Origin of the sequence: Modestobacter sp. VKM Ac-2986 (assembly GCF_026967795.1) — a bacterium.
Classification (GTDB): Bacteria; Actinomycetota; Actinomycetes; order Mycobacteriales; family Geodermatophilaceae; genus Modestobacter.
Map to the genome: position 1 here is coordinate 140,552 of NZ_JAPVBH010000006.1, position 20,953 is coordinate 161,504.

At 74.1% G+C, this 20,953-nt stretch carries 24 protein-coding genes; 15 read left to right on the forward strand and 9 right to left on the reverse strand.

Annotation, left to right across the window (positions count from 1 at the left end; all coding sequences use genetic code 11):
* Positions 1–110 precede the first annotated feature (110 nt).
* From O2W14_RS16125 to O2W14_RS16155, 7 genes are all read left to right on the forward strand, one after another.
* On the forward strand, positions 111–1,856 hold the full coding sequence (locus O2W14_RS16125) for an ABC transporter family substrate-binding protein (RefSeq protein WP_269177129.1): 1,746 nt from the start codon (positions 111–113) through the stop codon (positions 1,854–1,856).
* A 309-nt stretch (positions 1,857–2,165) separates the two neighbouring features.
* Positions 2,166–3,155: an ABC transporter permease gene (locus tag O2W14_RS16130; RefSeq protein WP_269177130.1), complete on the forward strand. Its 990-nt coding sequence runs from the start codon at positions 2,166–2,168 to the stop codon at positions 3,153–3,155.
* 44 nt (positions 3,156–3,199) lie between these two features.
* Positions 3,200–4,165 (forward strand): ABC transporter permease, encoded by a 966-nt coding sequence (locus O2W14_RS16135; protein ID WP_269177131.1) that lies wholly within the window; start codon positions 3,200–3,202, stop codon positions 4,163–4,165.
* A gap of 22 nt (positions 4,166–4,187) precedes the next feature.
* Positions 4,188–5,492, forward strand: coding sequence for an ABC transporter ATP-binding protein (locus O2W14_RS16140; protein ID WP_269177132.1), 1,305 nt, complete (start codon positions 4,188–4,190; stop codon positions 5,490–5,492).
* A complete protein-coding gene (locus O2W14_RS16145; RefSeq protein ID WP_269177133.1) occupies positions 5,489–6,553 on the forward strand; it encodes an ABC transporter ATP-binding protein in 1,065 nt (354 codons plus the stop codon). The genes O2W14_RS16140 and O2W14_RS16145 overlap by 4 nt, the downstream gene beginning before the upstream one ends.
* A 278-nt stretch (positions 6,554–6,831) precedes the next feature.
* Positions 6,832–7,752, forward strand: coding sequence for an N-acetyl-1-D-myo-inositol-2-amino-2-deoxy-alpha-D-glucopyranoside deacetylase (mshB, locus tag O2W14_RS16150; RefSeq protein ID WP_269177134.1), 921 nt, complete (start codon positions 6,832–6,834; stop codon positions 7,750–7,752).
* Positions 7,749–8,165 (forward strand): hypothetical protein, encoded by a 417-nt coding sequence (locus O2W14_RS16155; RefSeq protein WP_269177135.1) that lies wholly within the window; start codon positions 7,749–7,751, stop codon positions 8,163–8,165. Before mshB ends, O2W14_RS16155 begins: the two co-directional genes overlap by 4 nt.
* On the opposite strand, the gene O2W14_RS16160 is transcribed toward O2W14_RS16155, so the two are convergent.
* Positions 8,122–8,862, reverse strand: a complete 741-nt coding sequence (locus tag O2W14_RS16160) for a GNAT family N-acetyltransferase (RefSeq protein WP_269177136.1) — start codon at positions 8,860–8,862, stop codon at positions 8,122–8,124. The genes O2W14_RS16155 and O2W14_RS16160 overlap by 44 nt on opposite strands.
* A gap of 146 nt (positions 8,863–9,008) precedes the next feature.
* Here O2W14_RS16160 and fdxA point away from each other — a divergent pair, with 146 nt between their 5' ends.
* Together fdxA and dapC are read left to right on the forward strand one after the other, a co-directional pair.
* Entirely contained in the window at positions 9,009–9,335 is a 327-nt protein-coding gene (gene fdxA, locus O2W14_RS16165; RefSeq protein ID WP_163611556.1) for a ferredoxin, read from the forward strand.
* A gap of 11 nt (positions 9,336–9,346) precedes the next feature.
* Entirely contained in the window at positions 9,347–10,432 is a 1,086-nt protein-coding gene (dapC, locus tag O2W14_RS16170; protein WP_269177310.1) for a succinyldiaminopimelate transaminase, read from the forward strand.
* A gap of 30 nt (positions 10,433–10,462) precedes the next feature.
* On the opposite strand, the gene O2W14_RS16175 is transcribed toward dapC, so the two are convergent.
* Both O2W14_RS16175 and O2W14_RS16180 read right to left on the reverse strand, forming a co-directional pair.
* Positions 10,463–11,128, reverse strand: coding sequence for an SDR family NAD(P)-dependent oxidoreductase (locus tag O2W14_RS16175; RefSeq protein ID WP_269177137.1), 666 nt, complete (start codon positions 11,126–11,128; stop codon positions 10,463–10,465).
* Positions 11,125–12,102 carry an AraC family transcriptional regulator gene (locus O2W14_RS16180; protein ID WP_269177138.1) on the reverse strand — a complete coding sequence of 326 codons (978 nt, stop codon included), beginning with the start codon at positions 12,100–12,102 and terminating at the stop codon, positions 11,125–11,127. The genes O2W14_RS16175 and O2W14_RS16180 overlap by 4 nt, the downstream gene beginning before the upstream one ends.
* Positions 12,103–12,183: 81 nt before the next feature.
* On the opposite strand from O2W14_RS16180, the gene O2W14_RS16185 reads away from it, so the two are divergent.
* Both O2W14_RS16185 and O2W14_RS16190 read left to right on the forward strand, forming a co-directional pair.
* A complete protein-coding gene (locus O2W14_RS16185; protein ID WP_269177139.1) occupies positions 12,184–13,017 on the forward strand; it encodes an NmrA family NAD(P)-binding protein in 834 nt (277 codons plus the stop codon).
* Positions 13,014–13,469 (forward strand): anthrone oxygenase family protein, encoded by a 456-nt coding sequence (locus O2W14_RS16190; RefSeq protein WP_269177140.1) that lies wholly within the window; start codon positions 13,014–13,016, stop codon positions 13,467–13,469. Before O2W14_RS16185 ends, O2W14_RS16190 begins: the two co-directional genes overlap by 4 nt.
* 31 nt (positions 13,470–13,500) lie before the next feature.
* Here the strand turns inward: O2W14_RS16190 and O2W14_RS16195 are convergent, their stop codons facing one another.
* The 4 genes from O2W14_RS16195 to O2W14_RS16210 form a co-directional block, all read right to left on the reverse strand.
* Positions 13,501–14,493: an aldo/keto reductase gene (locus tag O2W14_RS16195; RefSeq protein WP_269177141.1), complete on the reverse strand. Its 993-nt coding sequence runs from the start codon at positions 14,491–14,493 to the stop codon at positions 13,501–13,503.
* 30 nt (positions 14,494–14,523) lie between these two features.
* Positions 14,524–15,363: a hypothetical protein gene (locus tag O2W14_RS16200; protein ID WP_269177142.1), complete on the reverse strand. Its 840-nt coding sequence runs from the start codon at positions 15,361–15,363 to the stop codon at positions 14,524–14,526.
* A gap of 73 nt (positions 15,364–15,436) precedes the next feature.
* Entirely contained in the window at positions 15,437–16,423 is a 987-nt protein-coding gene (dapD, locus tag O2W14_RS16205) for a 2,3,4,5-tetrahydropyridine-2,6-dicarboxylate N-succinyltransferase (protein WP_269177143.1), read from the reverse strand.
* Between the two features lie 5 nt (positions 16,424–16,428).
* Entirely contained in the window at positions 16,429–16,905 is a 477-nt protein-coding gene (locus tag O2W14_RS16210; RefSeq protein ID WP_269177144.1) for an NUDIX domain-containing protein, read from the reverse strand.
* A 71-nt stretch (positions 16,906–16,976) separates the two neighbouring features.
* Here O2W14_RS16210 and dapE point away from each other — a divergent pair, with 71 nt between their 5' ends.
* The 4 genes from dapE to O2W14_RS16230 are packed head-to-tail and all read left to right on the forward strand — an operon-like array spanning position 16,977 to position 19,740.
* Positions 16,977–18,113: a succinyl-diaminopimelate desuccinylase gene (gene dapE, locus O2W14_RS16215; RefSeq protein ID WP_269177145.1), complete on the forward strand. Its 1,137-nt coding sequence runs from the start codon at positions 16,977–16,979 to the stop codon at positions 18,111–18,113.
* Positions 18,110–18,937 carry a TIGR00730 family Rossman fold protein gene (locus O2W14_RS16220; protein ID WP_269177146.1) on the forward strand — a complete coding sequence of 276 codons (828 nt, stop codon included), beginning with the start codon at positions 18,110–18,112 and terminating at the stop codon, positions 18,935–18,937. Before dapE ends, O2W14_RS16220 begins: the two co-directional genes overlap by 4 nt.
* Position 18,938: 1 nt before the next feature.
* A complete protein-coding gene (locus O2W14_RS16225) occupies positions 18,939–19,283 on the forward strand; it encodes a DivIVA domain-containing protein (RefSeq protein WP_269177147.1) in 345 nt (114 codons plus the stop codon).
* Positions 19,276–19,740, forward strand: coding sequence for an SRPBCC family protein (locus O2W14_RS16230; RefSeq protein WP_269177148.1), 465 nt, complete (start codon positions 19,276–19,278; stop codon positions 19,738–19,740). The genes O2W14_RS16225 and O2W14_RS16230 overlap by 8 nt, the downstream gene beginning before the upstream one ends.
* 4 nt (positions 19,741–19,744) lie before the next feature.
* Here O2W14_RS16230 and O2W14_RS16235 read toward each other — a convergent pair whose 3' ends face one another.
* Both O2W14_RS16235 and O2W14_RS16240 read right to left on the reverse strand, forming a co-directional pair.
* The gene (locus O2W14_RS16235) at positions 19,745–20,494 is read right to left on the reverse strand and encodes a cytochrome c oxidase assembly protein (RefSeq protein WP_269177149.1); all 750 of its coding nucleotides are present in this window, start codon (positions 20,492–20,494) and stop codon (positions 19,745–19,747) included.
* Positions 20,491–20,949 (reverse strand): DUF2243 domain-containing protein, encoded by a 459-nt coding sequence (locus tag O2W14_RS16240; RefSeq protein ID WP_269177150.1) that lies wholly within the window; start codon positions 20,947–20,949, stop codon positions 20,491–20,493. The genes O2W14_RS16235 and O2W14_RS16240 overlap by 4 nt, the downstream gene beginning before the upstream one ends.
* Between the last annotated feature and the right edge of the window lie 4 nt (positions 20,950–20,953).

Below are 20,953 nucleotides of genomic sequence, written 5' to 3' on the forward strand. Positions count from 1 at the left end.
TGTTCGACAGGCGGTGTTCATGCGAGTCCGTCCCAGTCCGCCCGGCGATCCCGGGCTGGTCACACCTGAACGTCCCCCCGCGGTCCCGCGGGTCGAGGAGGCAGTCGAACGTGAAGTTGAGCAAGCGGAGTGCAGCGCTCATCGCCACCGGTGTCACCGGTGCGATGGCGCTGACGGCCTGTGGTGGCGGCAGTGACAGCGAGGGCGGCGGCGGCGAGGCCACCGGCGGCTCGGGTCGTGTCGTCTTCGGTGAGTCCACGGACTTCCCGGAGAACCTGTTCCCCCTGATCTCGGCCGGCAACGCCACCTCGGTGGCGAACATCTCGGCGCAGCTGCTGCCGTCCACCTTCGACGTCCAGCCGGACTTCTCGGTGACGTACAACGAGGACCTGCTGGTCTCCGAGCCGACCCTGTCCACCGAGGGCGGCACGCAGGTCAACGTCTACGAGATCAAGCCCGAGGCGGTCTGGAGCGACGGCACCCCGATCACCGCCGAGGACTTCGAGTTCTCCTGGAACATGCAGAAGAACTCCGACCCGGCGACCGGCGGTTGCGCCGACCTGCTGGGCACCACCGGTTACGACCAGGTGGCCTCGGTCGAGGGCAGCGGTGAGGGCAACAAGACCGTCACCGTCACCTACACGACCCCCTACTCCGACTGGCAGAGCATGTGGGCCGGCGCGAGCAACCCGGTCTTCCCCTCGCACCTGATGGCCCACAGCACCCCCGAGGAGCTGTGCCAGACGGTGTCCACCGGCTGGCCGATCGCCGAGGGCCTGCCCAGCGACGTCTCCGGCGGCCCCTGGCAGCTGAAGAAGGAGAACATCAACGTCGGTCAGCAGACCGTCACGCTGACCCCCAACGCGGAGTGGTGGGGCGAGCCGGCCGGCCTGCAGGCGCTGGTGATCCAGAACATCGGCAACGACCCGACGACCGCCGTCCAGGGTCTGTCCAACGGTGAGATCGGGGTCATCTACCCGCAGCCGCAGCTGGACCTGGTCGAGCAGATCGAGGGCCTGGAGCCCAACGTGACCAGCGACGTGACCTTCGGTCTGTCGTTCGAGCACCTGGACTTCAACACCCTCGACCCGCACCTGGCCGACCTCGCGGTGCGCCAGGCGTTCACCCGGGCGCTGGACCGTCAGCAGATCGTCGACCAGACCGTCGGCCAGTTCTCCGACGACGCCGAGGTGCTGGGCAACCGCATCTACTTCAACAACCAGCCGCAGTACCAGGACACGACCCCTGCCGAGTACAAGACGCAGGACACCGCTGGTGCCAAGGAGCTCCTCGAGGGCGCCGGCTACACCCTCGGTGCTGACGGGGTCTACACCCACCCGCAGCGCGGTCGCCTCTCCATCAAGATCGACACCACGGTGAACAACCCGCTGCGCCAGACCACGATCGAGGTCATGATCCCGCAGCTGAAGGCCGCCGGCATCGAGGCGTCCTTCAACGGCAACCCGGACATCTTCAAGGGTCCGGAGACCCCGACCAGCCTGGTCGGCGGTGGCTTCCAGGCCGCCGTCTTCGCCTGGGTCGGCTCGCCGTTCCGTGGCGCCACGCAGTCGATCTACGAGACCCCGGCCGCGCCGGACTCGGTCGGCCAGAACTACTCCCGTCAGGGCACCCCGGAGATCGACGCCCTGTTCGCGCAGTTCCAGACCGAGCCCGACCCGGATGCACAGGCCGAGCTGGGCAACCAGATCGACGCCCTGCTCTGGGGCCAGGTGGCGACCGTGCCGCTGTACCAGAAGCCCACGTTCATCGCCCACCAGAGCAACATCCAGGGCGTCGAGGACAACTCGACGCAGTCCGGCCCGCTCTGGAACTCGAGCACCTGGACGGTCCAGTGACCCGTCCGGCCTCCCGGACGAGCACCTGCACCACCTGAGATCCCGCACCACCTGCACGACCCCGGTCCGGCGCCGTCCCTCGCGGGCGGCGCCGGGTCCGGACACACCACGGCCCCCAGGTCCTCCCTGGGGGCCGTGGCGCGTCCGGGCCGGATGTGTCACGGCCGTGTCGGTCCCGTGACGTCCGGCGACACCGGGCACGAGCTGCTGCGGGGACGCTCGGGCACGGCCCGCGCCGACCCCCGCACGAGCTCCTCGCACCTGGTCGCTCCCGCCGGACGACTTCCGCTGTCGGCGTAAGGTCACCACATGTTCTTCTTCACGATCCGACGGATCCTGGCTTCCGTCTTCGTGTTGTTCGCCAGCTCGTTCCTCGTGTTCGCGCTGTGCGCCGCCAGCTTCAACCCGCTGGCGAGGTTCTACACGCTGCAGCCGCTCCCGCCGCCGTCGTTCTTCGACGCCAAGCGGGCCGAGCTCGGGCTCGACGACAACTTCGTCGTCCGCTACTTCCGGTGGCTGGGCAACGCCGTCACCGGTGACTTCGGCACGACGATCAACGGCACCCCGGTGGCCGATCAGCTCTTCCCCCGGCTCATGGTCACCGGCCGCATGATCGTCGCCGCGGTGCTGATCGCGGTCGTGCTGGCCGTCCTCGTCGGCGTCATCGGCGCCGTGCGGCAGTACCGGGCCTCGGACTACGTCTTCACGTTCATCGCCTACACGCTGATCGCGCTGCCGGTCTTCTGGTTCGCCGCCCTGCTCAAGGAGTTCGTGGCCGGCGGCATCAACGACCTGTTCGGCAGCCAGGTGCTCTACACGATCGGTGAGGAGACCCCGGGGATCGGCGCCTACGGCACGCCCTCGGAGATCTGGGTCGACCGGCTCGGTCACCTGGTGCTGCCCACCGTCAGCCTGGCGCTGCTGACCTTCGCGGCCTGGAGCCGCTTTCAGCGGGCCGCCATGCTCGACGTGCTGGGCTCGGACTACATGCGGCTGGCCCGGGCCAAGGGCCTCACGTACCGGCGCACCGTGCTCAAGCACGGGCTGCGCAACGCGCTGATCCCGCTCACCACGGTCGTGGCACTGGGCATCGGCACCCTGTTCGGCGGTGCCGTCATCACCGAGACGGTCTTCGTCTGGCACGGCATGGGCGAGTACCTGATCAAGAGCGGGATCGGTCAGGACGACATCAACGTCGTCCTCGGCTGGCTGCTGGTCAGCGCCGTCTTCGTCGTGCTGTTCAACCTGATCGCCGACATCCTCTACGCGGTGCTCGACCCGCGGATCCGGCTGGGCTGATCGGCCCTCCCCGCCGTCCAGCGACCAGAGACCAAGGAAACGACATGGCCCTCACCCACGCCACCACCGACACCGCCGGGGCCGTCCCGCCCGGGCAGTCGGGCTCCGCCCAGACCGGCAGTCCCGACCGCGAGTTCGGCGTCAAGGCGCGCAGTCAGCGTCAGCAGATCATCCGGCGGTTCCTGCACGACAAGGTCGGCATGACCGGCCTGGCGATCTTCGTGCTGCTGCTGGTCTTCGGCTTCATCGGCCCCCTGGTGGACGGCAAGGACTACGCCACCCAGGACGCCAACGCCCAGTCGCTGTCCCCGGGCAACGGCGGGTACCTCCTGGGCAGCGACGCGATCGGCCGCGACCTGCTCGCCGGTCTCATGCAGGGCGTGCAGCGCTCGCTGTTCATCGTGCTGCTCTTCGTCGTGATCGCCTTCCCGCTCGGGCTGATGATCGGTGCCCTGGCCGGCTACTTCGGCAAGCTGCTCGACAGCGTGCTCATGCGCGTGGTCGACCTGATCCTCACCGTGCCGCTGCTGGTCGTGCTGATCGTCGTGGCCAGCAACTTCCCCAGCTCCCGCACCCCGCTGGGCGTCGGCATCATCCTGGGCTTCTTCGGCTGGATGGACCTCGCCCGCATCGTGCGCAGCCAGTTCCTGTCGCTGCGGGAGAAGGAGTACGTCGAGGCCGCGCACGCCATGGGCGCCTCGAACGCGCGGATCATCTTCCGCCACCTGATCCCCAACACCCTGGGCTCGCTGATCGTCTGGACGACGCTGGCCGCGGCCAACGCGATCATCCTCGAGGCGTCGCTGACCTACCTGGGCTTCGGCGTGAACGCGGCCAACGAGACGTCCCTGGGCCGCCTGGTCTCCGAGGGCGTCCAGGCCGCGAGCACCCGCCCCTGGCTCTTCTACTTCCCGGGCATCACCCTGCTGGTCATCGTGCTGTCGATCAACCTGATCGGCGACGGGATCCGGGATGCCTTCGACCCGAGCAACCGCCGCGTGCGGGCCTGACAGAACAGTGACGGAGACCCCCATGTCCACCCCCGGGTCCACCGGCGCCACCGCCGTCTCCTCCACGGGGACGCTGGGCCGCGGCCGCACCGAGCAGGGCCGCAACACCAGCCTCGCCGGCTTCGACGCCTCGGCGCCGCTGCTGGAGGTCACCGACCTCAACGTCCGTTTCCCGACCGAGGACGGCCTGGTCCACGCCGTCCGCGGCGTCGACTACACGCTGCGCTCCGGGGAGGTGCTCGGCATCGTCGGCGAGTCCGGCTCGGGCAAGTCGGTCACCTCGCTGGCCGTCATGGGCCTGCTGCCCGGCTCCGCGCGGGTCACCGGCTCGGTCAAGTACCGCGGCCAGGAGCTGCTCGGGCAGAGCGACCGCAGCCTGTCGCGCGTGCGCGGCAAGGGCGTGTCGATGATCTTCCAGGACCCGATGACCTCGCTGGACCCGGTCTACAAGGTCGGTGCGCAGATCACCGAGACGCTGCGCGTCCACGACAAGTCGCTGTCGTCCAAGGCCGCCGAGGCGCGCGCGGTCGACCTGCTGGAGCTCGTCGGCATCCCGAACGCCGCCGAGCGGGTGCACTCCTACCCACACGAGTTCTCCGGCGGCATGCGCCAGCGCGTGGTCATCGCCATCGCCATGGCCAACCAGCCCGAGGTGATCATCGCCGACGAGCCGACCACGGCCCTCGACGTCACCGTGCAGGCCCAGATCCTCGAGGTGCTGCAGACCGCGCTGAGCGAGACCGGTGCCGCGATGGTGATGATCACCCACGACCTGGGGGTCGTCGCCGGCATCGCCGACCGCGTGCTGGTCATGTACGCCGGCCGCCCGGTGGAGATCGGCAGCGTCGAGGACATTTACTACGAGCCCCGGATGCCCTACACCCTCGGGCTGCTGGGCTCCCTGCCCCGCGTGGACTCCACCACCCGCGAGCGGCTCACCCCGATCACCGGGTCCCCGCCCTCGCTGCTGAACATGCCGCCCGGCTGCCCGTTCGCGCCGCGCTGCCCCCTGCACATCGCCGAGTGCGACGAGGCCGAGCCCGAGCGCTTCCAGGTCGGCCCGGGCCACACCGCGGCCTGCATCCGCACCGAGCAGGTCGCCGGCGCCCACGGCCACGCCGCCGAGGTCTTCAGCGAGACCTCCGACGACGCCGTGCTGGCCTCCGACGCCCTGCCCGCCGACCTCGCCACCGCCGAGGGCGGCCGGGACGCCGCCGCGCCGGCCACCCCGCCGGGCGACCAGGTCGAGCCCGGAGCCGGGGTCCCCGGTGGCACCGGCAGCCTGATCAGCTCCCCGACGAGCCCCACGAACGGAGACCGGGCATGAGCACCGCCATCACCGAGCACGCCACAGGCGGCGCGACCGGGCACGGTGAGCCGATCCTGTCCGTCCGCGGGCTGGAGAAGCACTTCCCCATCAAGGGCGGTGGGCTGATCAAGCGCACCGTCGGCGCGGTGCGCGCCGTGGACGGCGTCGACCTGGACCTCTACCCCGGCGAGGTGCTGGGCCTGGTCGGCGAGTCCGGCTGCGGCAAGTCCACCACCGGGCGGGCCATCCTCAACCTGCAGCCGGCCACCGCCGGGTCGGTCGTGTTCCAGGGCCGCGAGCTCGTCGGCCTGGACCGCAAGGCGATGCGCCCGCTGCGCCGGGACATCCAGCTGGTCTTCCAGGACCCCTACGCCTCGCTCAACCCGCGGCTGCCGGTCTTCGACATCGTCGCCGAGCCGCTGGTCATCCACGGGCTCACCAAGGACGACAAGGAGCTGCGCGCGCGGGTGCGCGAGCTCGTCGAGACCGTCGGGCTCAACCCCGAGCACACCAACCGCTACCCGGCGGAGTTCTCCGGCGGGCAGCGGCAGCGCATCGGCATCGCCCGCGCGCTGGCCCTGCAGCCCAAGGTGCTCGTCCTCGACGAGCCGGTGTCGGCCCTCGACGTGTCGATCCAGGCCGGCGTCATCAACCTGCTCGAGGACCTGAAGAACGAGCTGGGCCTCAGCTACCTGTTCATCGCCCACGACCTGTCGGTGGTCCGGCACATCTCCGACCGGGTCGCGGTCATGTACCTCGGCCGGATCATCGAGGTCGCCGACCAGGACGAGCTGTTCAGCCGGCCGGTGCACCCCTACACCCAGGCGCTGCTGTCGGCGATCCCGCTGCCCGACCCCCGCCGCGAGCGGGCCCGCCAGCGGATCATCATCTCCGGCGACGTCCCCAGCCCGGCCAACCCGCCCTCGGGTTGCCGGTTCCGCACCCGCTGCCAGAAGTTCGCCAACGTCCTCACCGACGGGCAGCGGGAGATCTGCATGACCGTCGACCCGAAGCTCGAGGACCGCGGCACCGGCCACCTCAACGCCTGCCACTACGCCGAGGCTGCATCGGTCTTGTGATCCTGGCGGATCACACCGCGGCCAGGTGCCGTCCCGGCTCGCGGTGAGCCGCTTCGTCGGATCCGAGCAGGACCCTCCGGGTCCGTGCTCGGATCCGACAGCTCGCTCTGCTCGCGCACTGCAGCGCCGCCTCTCGGCGGGGCAGCACGGGTGCCGCGCCTTCGTCGGTGTCGGGCAGGACCCTGCGGGTCCGTGCCCGGCACCGACAGCTCGCTGCGCTCGCGTCCGTGGGAGCGGGGCGTGCCGGACGTCCGTGTCGGTCACGGTCTAATGGGCTGGTGACCGCACCTGCTCGCCGCGTGCTCTTCGTGCACGCCCATCCCGACGACGAGACGATCAACAACGGGGCCACGATGGCCCGGTACGTCGCCGAGGGCGCCCAGGTCACGCTGCTCACCTGCACGCTGGGCGAGGAGGGCGAGATCCTGGTGCCCGAGCTGGCGCAGCTGGCCGCCGACGCCGCGGACCAGCTCGGGGGCTACCGGGTCGCCGAGCTCGACGCGGCGATGAGCGCCCTCGGGGTCACCGACCGGCGGTTCCTCGGCGGCGCCGGGCACCACCGCGACTCCGGGATGATCGGGACCCCGGCCAACGACCGGCCCCGCGCCTTCTGGCGGGCCGACCTGGCCGGGGCCGTCGCGCAGGCGGTCGCCGTCCTCCGCGAGGTGCGCCCCCAGGTGCTGGTCACCTACGACGAGGTCGGCGGGTACGGCCACCCCGACCACGTGCAGGCCCACCGGGTCGCGATGAGCGCGGTCGACGCGGCCGCCGACCCCGGCTGTCACCCGGAGCTGGGCGCGCCGTGGACCGTGGCCAAGGTCTACTGGAACGCCATGCCCCGCTCCGTCGTGCGCAGCGGCACCGACGCGCTGGCCGCGCTGGGGGAGCAGGCGCCGTTCACCCCGCTCGGCGAGCTGGACCACGTGCCGTTCGCCGTCCCCGACGAGCTGGTCACCACCGCGGTCGACGGCGGGGCGCACATCGCCGCCAAGGCGGCGGCCATGCGCGCCCACCGCACGCAGATCACCGTCGACGAGCCGTTCTTCGCCCTGTCCAACGGCATCGGCCAGCCGGTGCTGGGCACCGAGCACTACCGCCTCGTCCGTGGCGTCCGCGGCCCGGCCGGCCCCGGTCCGGAGGGCTGGGAGGACGACCTCTTCGCCGGCCTGGACACCGGGACGCCCGGGGAGCCCGGGTGAGGGGGCTGCAGCTGGCCGGCTGGGCGCTGGCGGCCGTCGTCGTCGCGGCCTGGCTGGCGCTGGTCGAGGTCTTCTGGCTGCCGCTGCGGGTCGGCGGGGTCCCGGTGCCGGTGTCCCTCCTCGCGGCGGTGTTCGGCAACGTGCTCCTGGTGGACGTGGCCCGGCGGCTGTCCGGGTCGCGGCTGGTCGCCGTCCTGCCCGCGCTGGTGTGGCTGGGTGTCGCGCTGGCGGCCGGCTCCCGCCGCTCGGAGGGCGACCTGCTGATCACCGGCGGGGACGCGGTCACCCAGGTGGTCAACCTGGGCTTCCTGCTGGTCGGCGTGGTCGCGGCCGCCTTCGCCGTGGGCCGGACGCTGGGCAGTCCGCCGGTCAGCCGGGCAGCCGCCGGTACCAGTAGCGGTGCTGCTCGATGAGGCCCGCCCGGCGGTAGAGCGCGCGTGCCGGCGCGTTGTCCTCGGTCACCTGCAGGTACACCGAGTGCGCGCCGCGCTCCCCGGCCCAGCCCCGCAGCGCGTCCAGCAGTGCCGTGCCCAGCCCCTGACGGCGGTGCGCCGGGTCGACCTCCACCGCGCTGACGCCGAGCCAGCCGTCGGTGAGCACCCCGCGGGCCACGGCGGCAGCGACCGGCCCACGGCGGACCGTGGCGAAGACGACGTCCTCGGCGCCGGTCAGCACCTGGTGCGCGGCCGGTGGCAGCGTGCCGCCGTCCGCGTAGGTGGCCAGCCAGGCGTCGTCCGGGGTGGGGGAGAGCTCCACCGGCACCGCAGGTGCGGCAGGAGCGCCGAGCGGCGCGGTCAGCACGAGCACGGTGCCCCCGCGCTGCCAGCCGGCGGCGGCGAACGCGGCGTCGGCGGAGCGGGCCTGGACGCCGGGGAGCATCGCGGCCGGGGTCAGCCCGCGGTCGGCGTACCAGCGGGCCACCGCGGCGACGGCCTCGGGCAGCGGGACCCCCGGGTCGCCGACGACCAGCGCCGAGTTCGCCCGGCCGGTGAAGCCGCCCGCGGCGCGCAGCAGCCAGTCGCCCAGCCGGTCCTCCTCCGGTGCCCGCCAGCCCCGCGCCGCGACCCGCTGCAGGTCCGCGACGCCCAGTGGTGACCGTGCCTGTCCCATGCAGGAGATCCTGCGTCCCCGCCCGAGGGGCCGCTGCAGCGGGTCCCGGCCACCCGTCGCGCCCGCACCGGGGGTCCCGGGTGATACTTGCCGTGTTCGATCGCACCCCCTGGCCAGCCAGGGCCGCTCCTCGGAGGAGATCCCCCGTGACCTACGTCATCACCCAGGCCTGCGTCGACGTCCTCGACAAGGCGTGCATCGACGAGTGTCCGGTGGACTGCATCTACGAGGGCGACCGGATGCTCTACATCCACCCCGACGAGTGCGTGGACTGCGGTGCCTGCGAGCCGGTCTGCCCGGTGGAGGCCATCTACTACGAGGACGACGTCCCGGACAAGTGGAAGGACTTCTACAACGCCAACGTGGAGTTCTTCTCCGACCTGGGCAGCCCCGGTGGCGCGGCCAAGACCGGCAAGATCGACAAGGACCACCCGCTGGTCGCCGCCCTCCCGCCGCAGGGCGAGGGGCACTGAGCGCGGTCCGGCTGCCGGACTTCCCCTGGGACTCGCTCGCCGCAGCCCGCGCCCGGGCCGCTGAGCACAGCGGCGGCGTGGTCGACCTCTCGATCGGCACGCCGGTCGACCCGACCCCGCCGCTGCTGGGCGAGGCGCTGGCCGCGGCCGGTGACGCCCCCGGGTACCCGACCGCGCTCGGCACCGCCGACGTGCGCCGAGCCGCCGCCGGCTGGCTCTCCCGCCGTCTCGGGGTGCAGCTCGCCGACCCGTTCGGCGCCGACCCGTCGGTGATCCCGACCGTGGGCTCCAAGGAGCTGGTGGCCCTGCTGCCCACGCTCCTGAGGCTCTCCGGCAGCGGCACCGTGCTGATCCCCGAGGTCGCCTACCCGACCTACGAGGTCGGCGCGGTCGTGGCGGGCCTGTCCGTGCTGCGCACCGACACCCCGCCGGAGACGCCGGGCGACGCCGTCCTGGTCTGGCTGAACTCCCCGGGCAACCCGCACGGCCGGGTGCTCACCGACGACCAGCTGCGCGCCTGGGTCACCTGGGGGCGCAGGCACGGCGTGCCCGTGGTCGCCGACGAGTGCTACGTCGAGCTGGGCTGGGAGGTCCAGCCGCGGTCGGTGCTGCACCCGGCGATCGCCGGCGACGACCACACCGGGCTGCTCGCGGTGCACTCGCTGTCCAAGCAGTCGACGGCCGCCGGCTACCGCGCCGGGCTGCTGTCGGGCGACCCGGCGCTGGTCCGCCGCGTCTGGGAGACCCGCCGTCACCTGGGCCTGCTGGTCCCGACCCCGGTGCAGGCGGCGATGGCCGCAGCACTCGCCGACGACGAGCACGTCGCCGTCCAGCGGGAGCGCTACCGGGCCCGCCGCGACCGGCTGGCCGCCGCGGTGCGCGCCGCTGGCGCCCGGATCGACCACTCCGAGGCCGGGCTCTACCTCTGGGTGACCCGCGACGAGGACTGCTGGACGACGATCGACTGGCTGGCCGGGCTGGGCATCGTGGCCGCCCCGGGCAGCTTCTACGGCCCGGCCGGTGCGCAGCACGTGCGGATGGCGCTCACCGCCACCGACGAGCGCGTCGACGCCGCCGCCGCCCGCCTCGCGGGCTGACGGCGGCGGTGCCGGTCGAGGTGCGGGCGGTCAGTCGGCGCTGATCTGGTGGCGGAACCGGTCGCGGCGGGTGTGCAGGTCCCACAGCACGCCGGCCAGGACGTCGGGGTCCTTCTCCGGGTCGCCGGCGACGATCTTCCCGCCGATGACCAGCTGGGACACCTGGATGCCCTCCTCGCCGAGCACCTCGTGCAGCAGCTGGGCGTAGGCGGCCTGCCCGGCGAAGGCGATCGACGTCCCGGTGACGCCCCGCCCGGGCTTGACGGCGGAGCCACCGTTGACGAAGAGGATCGTGCCCCGGTTCTCGCCCAGGAAGCGCATGCCCGGCAGCACCTGGTGGACGGCGGCGACCGGGCCGTAGATCGAGAACTCGACCGGGCCGACCAGGTCGGCCGGCGTGGTCTCCAGCACCGGGCGCATGAAGTCCTTCTGCGGCAGCGGGCTGTACTGCAGCACCTCGATCGGGCCGAGGGCAGCGGTCACCTGCTCCAGCGCCCGGGTCAGCGAGGCGGGGTCGCGGGCGTCGGCGGCGAAGCCCTGCGCGTGGACGCCGTCCCGGCGCAGGTCCTCGGCCAGGGCGTCGACCCGGGCCTGGGAGCGGGAGAGGAGGCCGACGGAGAAGCCCTCGGCGCCGAACCGGCGGGCCACGGCCGCCCCGAGTCCGGAGCCGGCACCGATGATCGCGATGGAGGTCATGGCAGGTGCAAGCCACCGGTGGCCGCCGGCCTTCCCGCGGGACCGGGGACGCCGGCCCGGTGCGCGGCGGGGCTGACGCCGGTGGCCCGCTTGAACGCCGAGCTGAGCGCGAACGGGCTGGCGTAGCCCACCCGGCGGGCGATGGCGGTCAGCGTGAGCTGCGGGTCGCGGAGCAGGTCGGCGGCGACGGCTATCCGCCACCCGGTCAGGTAGCCCATCGGCGGCTCGCCCACGAGGTCGGTGAACCGGCGGGCCAGCGTGGCCCGGGCGACCCCGACCTCCGCGGCGAGCGAGGCCACCGTCCACGGGTCGGCCGGGCGGGTGTGCAGCAGGTCCAGGGCCGGCCCCACGACCGGGTCGCCTGCCGCCCGGTACCAGCCTGGGGCGCCGACGTCCGGCCGGGCGCCCCAGGTGCGCAGCGCGCAGACCAGGGTGACGTCCAGCAGGCGGTCGAGCACCGCGCCCTGCCCCGGGGTGTCCCGGGCCAGCTCCCCGGCGAGCAGCCCGGTGACCGCCCGGGTGCCCTCGTCGGCCGGGACGACGACCAGCTCCGGCAGCGCCCGCACCAGGCGCTCACCGACCGCGCCGGGCGCCGGGTAGGTGCCGGTCAGCAGCACGGTGTCGCCGTCGGGGTCGTTGCCCCAGGCGCGGGTGCCCAGCTCGCCCATCGGCGCGGTGCCGCGCTCGACGGGCGTGCACACCTGGCCGGGGCCGATCACCACCTGTGGGGGCGTGCCGGGGTCGTCGGCCACCGTGTACGGCCGGGGCCCGCGCAGCAGGACGACGTCCCCGGCGCCCACCTGCGCGGCGAGGCCGTCGGCCGGCACGACCCAGGCGACACCGCGCAGCACCACGAGGACGGTCAGCGGGGCCCGGTCCGCGATCCGCATCGACCACGGTGCCCGGAGCACCGACCGCAGCAGGAAGGCGTCCCGGGCCCGCGGGGCGTCGAGCAGGGCGGCGACGGCGTCCATGCCGGCACCGTAGACGCCGGAGCATGCAGCCGAGCCGTTGGACCATGTCCCGTCTCACCGGGGGCGGCTGTACTGGTCCGCATGAGCGAACAGACGATCCTCGTGACCGGCGGCACCGGGACGACCGGCGCCCGGGTGGCCCAGCGCCTGCGAGCGCGGGGCGTGACCGCACGGGTGGCCTCGCGGACCAGCCCGTGCCACCTCGACTGGGCCGACCCCGGCAGCTGGGACCCCGCCCTCGCCAGGGTCGACGCCGTGTGGCTGGCCTACGCCCCCGACCTGGCCGTGCCCGGCTCCGACGACGTCCTGGCCGCCGTCACCCGCCGCGCGGCCGCCGCCGGGGTGCGCCGGGTGGTGCTGCTGTCCGGCCGCGGCGAGCCGGCAGCGCAGGCCGCGGAGCTGGCGGTGCGGGCGGCCGCCGACGAGGCCGGCCTGGCCTGGACGGTGGTGCGCTGCTCCTGGTTCGTGCAGAACTTCACCGAGGGCCAGTTCGCCGGGCCGCTGCGGGACGGGGAGCTGGCCCTGCCGGTGGACGACGTGGTGGAGCCGTTCGTCGACGCCGACGACATCGCCGACGTCGCGGTGGCCGCGCTCCTGGACGACGGGCACGCCGGGCGCGTCCACGAGCTCACCGGCCCCCGGGCACTGACCTTCGCGGCGGCGGTCGCGGAGGTCGCCGCGGCCACCGGCCGGCCGATGCGCTTCCGGTCGGTGACCCTCGCGGAGCACACCGCGGAGCTGGCGGCGGCGGGTGTGCCCGAGGACGTGGTCGCACTGCTGACCCACCTGTTCCGCGAGGTGCTCGACGGCCGCAACGCGAGCCCGACCGACGGGGTGCAGCGCGCGCTGGGCCGGCCGGCCACCGACCTCACCGAGGCGGTGCGCCGCAGCGCAGCCGCCGGGTGCTGGACGTGACCCCGGCGCTGGCCGCCGCCGCGCTGGGGTCCGGCCTGGTCGCCGGGTGCTTCGCCGTCTTCACCCTGGTGGTGATGCCGGCGCTGGTCACGCTGCCGGCACCGGTGGGCCTGGCCGCGATGCAGTCGGTCAACCGCACCGCCGTCCGCCCGGTGTTCATGACGCTGCTGTTCGGCACCGCACTGCTGTGTCTGGTGCTGGCCGCGCTCGAGCTCGCCGGCGACCGCCGGCTGCTGGTGCCGGCCGCTGCGGCGCTCTACCTGGCAGGGGTCGTGGGGGTGACGGTGCTGGCCAACGTCCCGCTCAACGACGCGCTCGCGGCGCTGGACGCCGGCGACGCGGGTGCGGGGCGGACGTGGGCGGACGCCGCTGGTGTCTGGACCCGGTGGAACACCGTGCGCTCGCTGGCCGCGCTGCTCAGCGCGACCCTCCTGATGAACGCGGCGGGGTAGCCCCGAGGACAGGAGCACCCCGCCGCGGGGGTCAGCGGTGCAGCGAGGTCATGCCCGTGGGGGCGTAGCGCTCGCCCGCGGCGACCCCGACCGGCGCAGCCGCCTCGATGGAGGCCAGCTCCGCAGGCGTCAGGGTGACGTCGACGGCGGCCACGTTCTCCTCGAGGTTCGCGATGCGCCGGGTGCCCGGGATCGGCACGACGTCCTCGCCCTGGGCCAGCACCCAGGCCAGCGCGAGCTGGCTGGGGGTGACGCCCTTGTCCTCCGCGATCGCCACGACCCGGTCGAGCACCTCGAGGTTCTTCGCGAAGTTCTCGCCCTGGAAGCGGGGGGAGGTGCGGCGGAAGTCGCCGTCCTCGAAGTCGTCGACCGAGCGGTACTTGCCCGACAGGAAGCCGCGGCCCAGCGGGGAGTAGGGCACGAAGCCGATGCCGAGCTCGCGGACGGTGGCCAGCACGCCGTTGTCCTCCACGTCCCGGGTGAACAGCGACCACTCCGTCTGCACGGCGGTCAGCGGGTGCGTGGCGTGCGCGCGGCGGATGGTGTCCGGGGCGGCCTCGCTGATGCCGATGTAGCGCACCTTGCCCGCAGCGACCAGCTCGCCGAGGGCACCGAAGGTCTCCTCGACGGGGGTGTCGGGGTCGACGCGGTGCTGGTAGTAGAGGTCGATGACGTCGATGCCCAGCCGCTGGAGCGAGCCGTCGACGGACTTGCGCACGTACTCCGGCCGGCCGTTGTTCCCGCCGGTGCGCACGCCCTCGTCGTCCAGCTCGTTGCCGAACTTGGTGGCCAGCACGACCTCGTCGCGGCGCTCGGCCAGCACGCCGGCCAGCAGCCGCTCGTTGGTCAGGGGGCCGTAGACGTCGGCGGTGTCGAGGAAGGTGACGCCCAGGTCGAGGGCGCGGTGCAGGGTGGCGGTCGACTCGGCGTCGTCGAAGGCGCCGTACCAGGCGCTCATGCCCATGCAGCCCAGCCCGACGGCGGAGACGGTGAGGCCCTGTGTTCCGAGTGCGCGGGTGTCCATGACCTCATCCTGCCGGTCGGCGGACCCCGGTCAGAGAGGGAGCTGCACGGTGAGGACGCCCGGGTCGCCGGCGCCCTCGGCCCAGCCGGTCTCCGCCGTCCACTCCCACCCGGCGTACCGGATCGACGCCAGCTGCAGCCGGGCGGCGTGCGCCACCGCCCAGCTCGCGGCCGGCCAGCCCTCACCGGGGACGGTGATGCTGCCGCCGAGGTGGGGCTCGGCGGGGCCCGCCTCGCGGCGCAGCGCCTCGGCGACCGCGGCCGTGCGCGGGTCGATCGAGCCCGCGACGTCGTCCGGGCGGTAGGTGCAGGTGAACTGGCCCGGCTGGTCGGACAGCAGCGCGCCGGCCAGCGCCGTCGCCATGGGCTCCCACTGCTGGTAGGCCTCCGGGAAGCCGCTGCGCTGCACCGCCTGGGCGACCTCGGTGAGCCGCCCGGTCTCCCAGCCGCGCACCTCGACCAGCCCGTCGAGGAACTTGCCCGTGGCGTACACCGGGTCCTGCACCTGGGCCTCCGAGCCCCAGCCCTGCGAGGGCCGCTGCTGGAACAGGCCCAGGGAGTCGCGGTCGCCGAAGTCGAGGTTGCGGATCCGGGACTCCTGCTGTGCGGTGGCCAGCGCGATCACCGTGGCCCGCACCGGCAGGCCGCGGGAGCGGGCGACGGCGGCGATGGTCGCGGCGTTGGCGGCCACCTCGGCGGACACCCGGAGGTCCGAGCCGGCGATCGAGCAGTCGGTGGCCACGGCCGACGATCCTCCTCCGCCGACGGAGACGACGACCAGGGCGACGAGCACCGCCAGCAGGACCAGCAGCGCCCGCAGCGCGAGGGGGCGCCGACGGGACGGCCGGCGGGCCGGTGGCCGTCGCCTCACCGCCGTGCTCCCCGCCACCCGCCGATCGTAGGGCGGCCGGCTGTGCAGACCGGGGAGCGACGGACCCGTGCCGTCAGTTCGCGTGCAGTGCGGCGTTCAGGCTGCCCCAGTCGCCGTTGCGGGCCACGGCCTCCAGCGCCCCGGAGACCGAGTTGCGCCGGAACAGCAGCCCGTCCCGCCCGGAGAGCTCGGCGGCCTTCACCGTCGTCCCGTCGGGCAGCGTGACCTTGGACCCGGCGGTGACGTAACAGCCGGCCTCCACGACGCAGCCGTCGCCGAGGGAGATGCCGATGCCGGAGTTGGCGCCCAGCAGGGTGCCCTCACCGATGGCGATGACCTGCTTCCCACCACCGGACAGGGTGCCCATGATCGAGGCGCCGCCACCGACGTCGGAGCCGGCGCCGACGACCACGCCCGCGCTGATCCGGCCCTCGACCATGGAGGCGCCCAGCGTGCCGGCGTTGAAGTTGACGAAGCCCTCGTGCATGACGGTGGTGCCCTCGGCCAGGTGCGCGCCCAGCCGCACCCGGTCGGCGTCGGCGACCCGCACGCCGGAGGGGAGCACGTAGTCGACCATCCGCGGGAACTTGTCCACGCCGAAGACGGTCACGTGGCCGTGCGCGGCATGCAGCAGCGCCCGGCGGGCCGGGGTCAGGTCGGTGGCCAGCACCGGGCCGGCGGAGGTCCAGGCCACGTTGGCCAGCAGCCCGAAGACGCCGTCCAGGTTCGCGCCGTGCGGACGGACGAGCCGGGAGGACAGCAGGTGGAGCCGCAGGTAGGCGTCGTAGGTGTCGACCGGGGCAGCGGCGAGGTCGGCGATCGTGGTCGACACCGCGACCACCTGCACGCCGCGGGCGTCGTCGGTGCGCACCAGGCCGGCGTACTCGCCCCCGAGCAGGCCGGTCAGCTCCTCGGCGCCGATCTGCTGGGTGCCGGTCTCGCCCTGGTCGGCGCTGCTGAGCGCGGGGGCGGGGAACCAGGTGTCCAGCACGGTGCCGTCGGTGGTCACGGTGGCCAGGCCCACACCGTTGGCGCCGGTGGTCTGCTCGTTGCTCGTCACGCCCGTCACGCTACCGAGGCGGCTGCCAGCAGCACGGCCGGCAGCGGGTCCCCGGCGGCGAGGAAGGCCAGCACCTGGGCCTCCTGCGGCTGCACCGGGTCGGGCAGCGCGGTGAGCGGGAACCACGCCAGGCCGGCGTTCTTGCCCGGCTCGGCCACCCGCGGCTCACCGGACCACCGGCGGACGGCGAAGAAGAAGTCGACCCGCTGCTCGACCTGCCCGGCTCCCGGCGTGACCCGGTGGACGGCGGTCAGCGGCTGCAGGTCGGCCGGGTCGAGCTCGATCCCGGCCTCCTCCCGCACCTCCCGGACGGCGGCGGCGAACGCGGTCTCCTCGGCCTCGACGTGCCCGGCCAGGCTCGCCCAGTGCCCGTCCATGTAGCCGGTGCCCTGCCGCAGGTGCAGCAGCACCTCGGTGCCACCGCCCGCGCCGTCCCGGAGGAGGAAGACGTAGGACGAGGGGATCAGCAGGCTCCGGGGCACCGCGACACCGTAGGCGGGCCGCGACCGTCCGGAGCGCTGTGGGTGGACGCGGGCACATAGGGTCGTGAGCCGTGAGCCCCGACCAGCCGTTGCCCCCGCTCGACCTGACCGCCGACGTCCTGACCCTGACCCGCGCCCTGGTCGACGCCCCGTCGGTGTCGGGTACCGAGGGGCCGCTGGCCGACGCGGTCGAGACGGCGCTGCGCGGGCTCGGCGGTCTGGAGGTCCTCCGGGTCGGCGACACGGTGCTGGCCCGCACGAACTCCGACCGCGACTCCCGGATCGTGCTGGCCGGCCACCTGGACACCGTGCCGATCGCGGACAACGTGCCGAGCCGGCTGGAGACCGTCGACGGCGAGGAGCGGCTGTACGGCTGCGGCACCTCCGACATGAAGGCCGGCGACGCGGTGATGCTGCGGCTGGCCGGCCGCTTCGGCGTCCCCGGTGCCGAGCCGGCACGTGACCTCACCTTCGTCTTCTACGACAACGAGGAGGTCGAGGCGGTCCGCAACGGCCTCGGCCGGGTGGCGCGGGAGCACCGCGGCTGGCTCTACGGCGACCTCGCGATCCTCATGGAGCCCACCGACGGCGCGATCGAGGGCGGCTGCCAGGGCACGCTGCGCGTCGTCCTCACCGTGACCGGCACGCGCGCGCACAGCGCCCGCTCATGGCTGGGCGTCAACGCGGTGCACGGCGCGGCCGGGCTGCTGGCGACGCTGGCGGCCTACGAGGCGCGCGAGGTGGAGATCGACGGGCTGCACTACCGCGAGGGCCTCAACGCCGTGCGCATCGAGGGCGGGGTCGCCGGCAACGTCGTCCCCGACGAGTGCCGGGTGACCGTGAACTTCCGCTTCGCCCCCGACCGGGACGAGGACGACGCCGTGGCCCACGTGCGCGAGGTGTTCGCCGACGCGCTGGCCGCCGGGGTGGGGTTCGAGGTCACCGACCTCTCCGGCGGCGCGCTGCCCGGGCTGTCCGAGCCCGCCGCCGCGGCGTTCCTCGCCGCGGTCGGCCAGCCGGCGCGGGCCAAGCTGGGCTGGACCGACGTCGCCCGGTTCGCCGCCTTCGGCATCCCGGCGCTCAACTTCGGCCCCGGTGACCCGAACCTGGCCCACCAGGTCGGCGAGTACACCCGCGTCGACCGCCTGCAACCGGCCGAGGACGCGCTGGTGGCCTACCTGACCGACGACACGGGGAGCGACGCATGAGCCAGCCCGAGGACGCACGACGCCGGCCGATCCGGCACCGCGGCCCGATCGCCCTGCGGGGCGGCGAGCCCGACCCCGGCACGGTGGGGACGACGACCGACCAGCGGCTGCTGGACCGGCGGGGGAGCAGCGACTGGGTGCACACCGACCCGTGGCGCGTGCTCCGCATCCAGGCCGAGTTCGTCGAGGGCTTCGGCCTGCTGGCCGAGCTGCCGCGCGCGGTGAGCGTGTTCGGCAGCGCCCGCACCCCGCGGGACTCCGAGTACTACGAGGTCGGCGTGCAGCTCGGCGCCGCGCTGGCCGACGCCGGGTACGCGGTGATCACCGGCGGCGGCCCCGGCGCCATGGAGGCGGCCAACAAGGGCGCCTGCGAGGCCGGCGGCATGTCGGTGGGGCTGGGCATCGAGCTGCCGTTCGAGCAGGAGCTCAACGAGTGGGTCGACGTCGGCGTGCTGTTCCGCTACTTCTTCGTGCGCAAGACGATGTTCGTCAAGTACGCGCAGGCCTTCGTGATCCTGCCCGGCGGCTTCGGCACCCTCGACGAGCTGTTCGAGGCCCTCACCCTGGTGCAGACCCGCAAGGTCACCCGCTTCCCGGTGATCCTCTTCGGCAGCGCCTACTGGTCCGGGCTCATCGACTGGATCCGGGACACGATGGTCGCCCAGGGCACCGTCGGTCCGGGTGACCTGGAGCTGCTGCACGTCACCGACGACATCGCCGAGGCGGTCGCGATCATCCAGGCCGCCGACGCGGCGCGGGCGAAGCACGGCACCGAGCCGGGGCCGGGCGACCCCGTCCCCGGCTCCACCCCGGTCGACGACTGACGTGGCCGGGCTGCTCTTCGTCCTCGGCCTGCTCGTCGTCGGCGGGCTGCTGTTCCTGGGCGCCTCGCTGCTGCTCGGGCGCGGGGAGAGCCAGCCACCGCCGGTCCCGGGACGCTCGCCGGTCGAGCTGCCCGACGACCGGCCGGTGGTCGCCGACGACGTGCGGGCGCTGCGGATCTCGGTGGCGTTCCGCGGCTACCGGATGACCGAGGTCGACTGGCTGCTGGACCAGTTCGCGCAGGTGCTCGACGAGCGGGACGCCCGCATCGCCGAGCTGGAGGCCGAGCACCGACGGGCGCAGACCGTGCCCCCGGACCACGAGGACGAGGAGCGCGACCGTGCCTGAACTGGTGCTGCAGGTGGACGTGGAGGCACCGCCCGAGCAGGTCTGGGCGGCGCTGGTCGACTGGGACCGGCAGGGCGAGTGGATGCTGCTCACCGACGTCCGCGCCGGCGCGCAGGGCGGGCAGGGCGTGGGCGGTGAGCTCGCCGCCGTGACCGGGGTGAAGCTGCCGGTGCTCGGCCGCCGGCTCGGTGTCCTGGACACCATGCTGATCACCAGCTGGGACGCCCCGCGCCGGGTCGACGTGCGGCACACCGGCCGGGTGGTGCGCGGCACGGGCACGTTCGAGGTGCGCCCGCGCACGGGCGGCGGCTCGACGTTCGTCTGGACCGAGGGCCTGGACCTGCCCCTCGGCGCGCTGGGCCGGGCCGGCTGGCCGCTGGTGAGGCCCGTCTTCGCCGCCGGCGTCCGCCTGTCGCTCAAGCGCTTCGCCACCTACGCGGCCACCTACCCGCGCTGAGGGTTCACGCGGCGGCGAGGGCGGCTCGCTCGGCGGACCGGACGGCATCGCGGGAGCGGTACCACTGCCGCCACAGCACCGCCGCGACGAGCAGGTGCACCGCGGTGCCGCCGTGGTACATCAGCTGGGCGCCCTCCTCGGCGCGCAGCGTGCCGGCCGGCGGGTGCGCGTAGAGCGCCTTGGCCAGCACGTCGTGCGCCGCTGCACCGGCGGCCAGCGCGACCGCCCGGGCGGGGACGCCCCGCCGGTGGGGTGCGGGGTCCAGCGCCAGGACGGCGGCGGTGGCCAGCCAGCCGGTGAGCAGCACGTGCACCGAGACGAGCAGGTGCAGCCCGGGGGAGTGCACCATCGCGGCGAGCAGCCCGGTGCCGTAGAGCACCCACAGCCCGGCCGCGTTCAGCGCGACCGCGACGAACGGGTCGCCGAGCACCCGCAGCGGCGCGCTGCGCAGCACCCGGCTCAGCCGCCGGGCCGCGGGGAGCGGCAGCGTGCGCAGCGCGAGGGTGACCGGCCGGGCGAGCACCAGCAGCAGCGGCGCGACCATGCCCAGCAGCAGGTGGCCGGCCATGTGCGCGCGCAGGTCGCCGTGCGCGGTGGCCAGCGGCCCGGTCAGCGCCGCGGCCACACAGCCCAGCCCGGCCAGCCAGGCGGCCGTCCGCGCCACCGGCCACCGCGGCCGGTCGCGGAGGACGGGCACGAGGTGGGCCGCGCCGACGTAGCCGGCGGCCGCGAGCACGCAGACCAGCACGGTCACGCCGTCGTCCGGTCCCGTCGCAGCAGGACGACGCCGGCCAGCAGCACGAGCACGCCGGCGCCGGTCCAGGCCAGGTCGTAGCCGGTGAGGTCGACGCCGTAGCGGACCTGGTGCAGCCGCAGCAGCTTGTGCTGCACGACGCCGTCCCAGGTCTGGAAGGCCCCGGCGCCCACGAGCACGGCGCCCCACCAGCGGGCCGGGGCGAAGGAGGCCCGGCGGCGGACGTCGGCGAGCAGGGCCAGCCCGGCGACCGTGGCCGACCAGGTGGCCGCGTGCAGCAGCCCGTCGGAGACCAGTCCGGCCGTGCCGCTGGACCGGTCGTAGAAGTGGTGCCAGTGCAGCAGCTGGTGGAACACGATCTCGTCGACCGCGCCGGCCGCGCCCAGCCCCAGCAGCAGCCCGGAGACGAGCAGGCGGCGGCGGTCGTGCCGCGGGCGGTCGTGCGGTGCGGTCACGGGG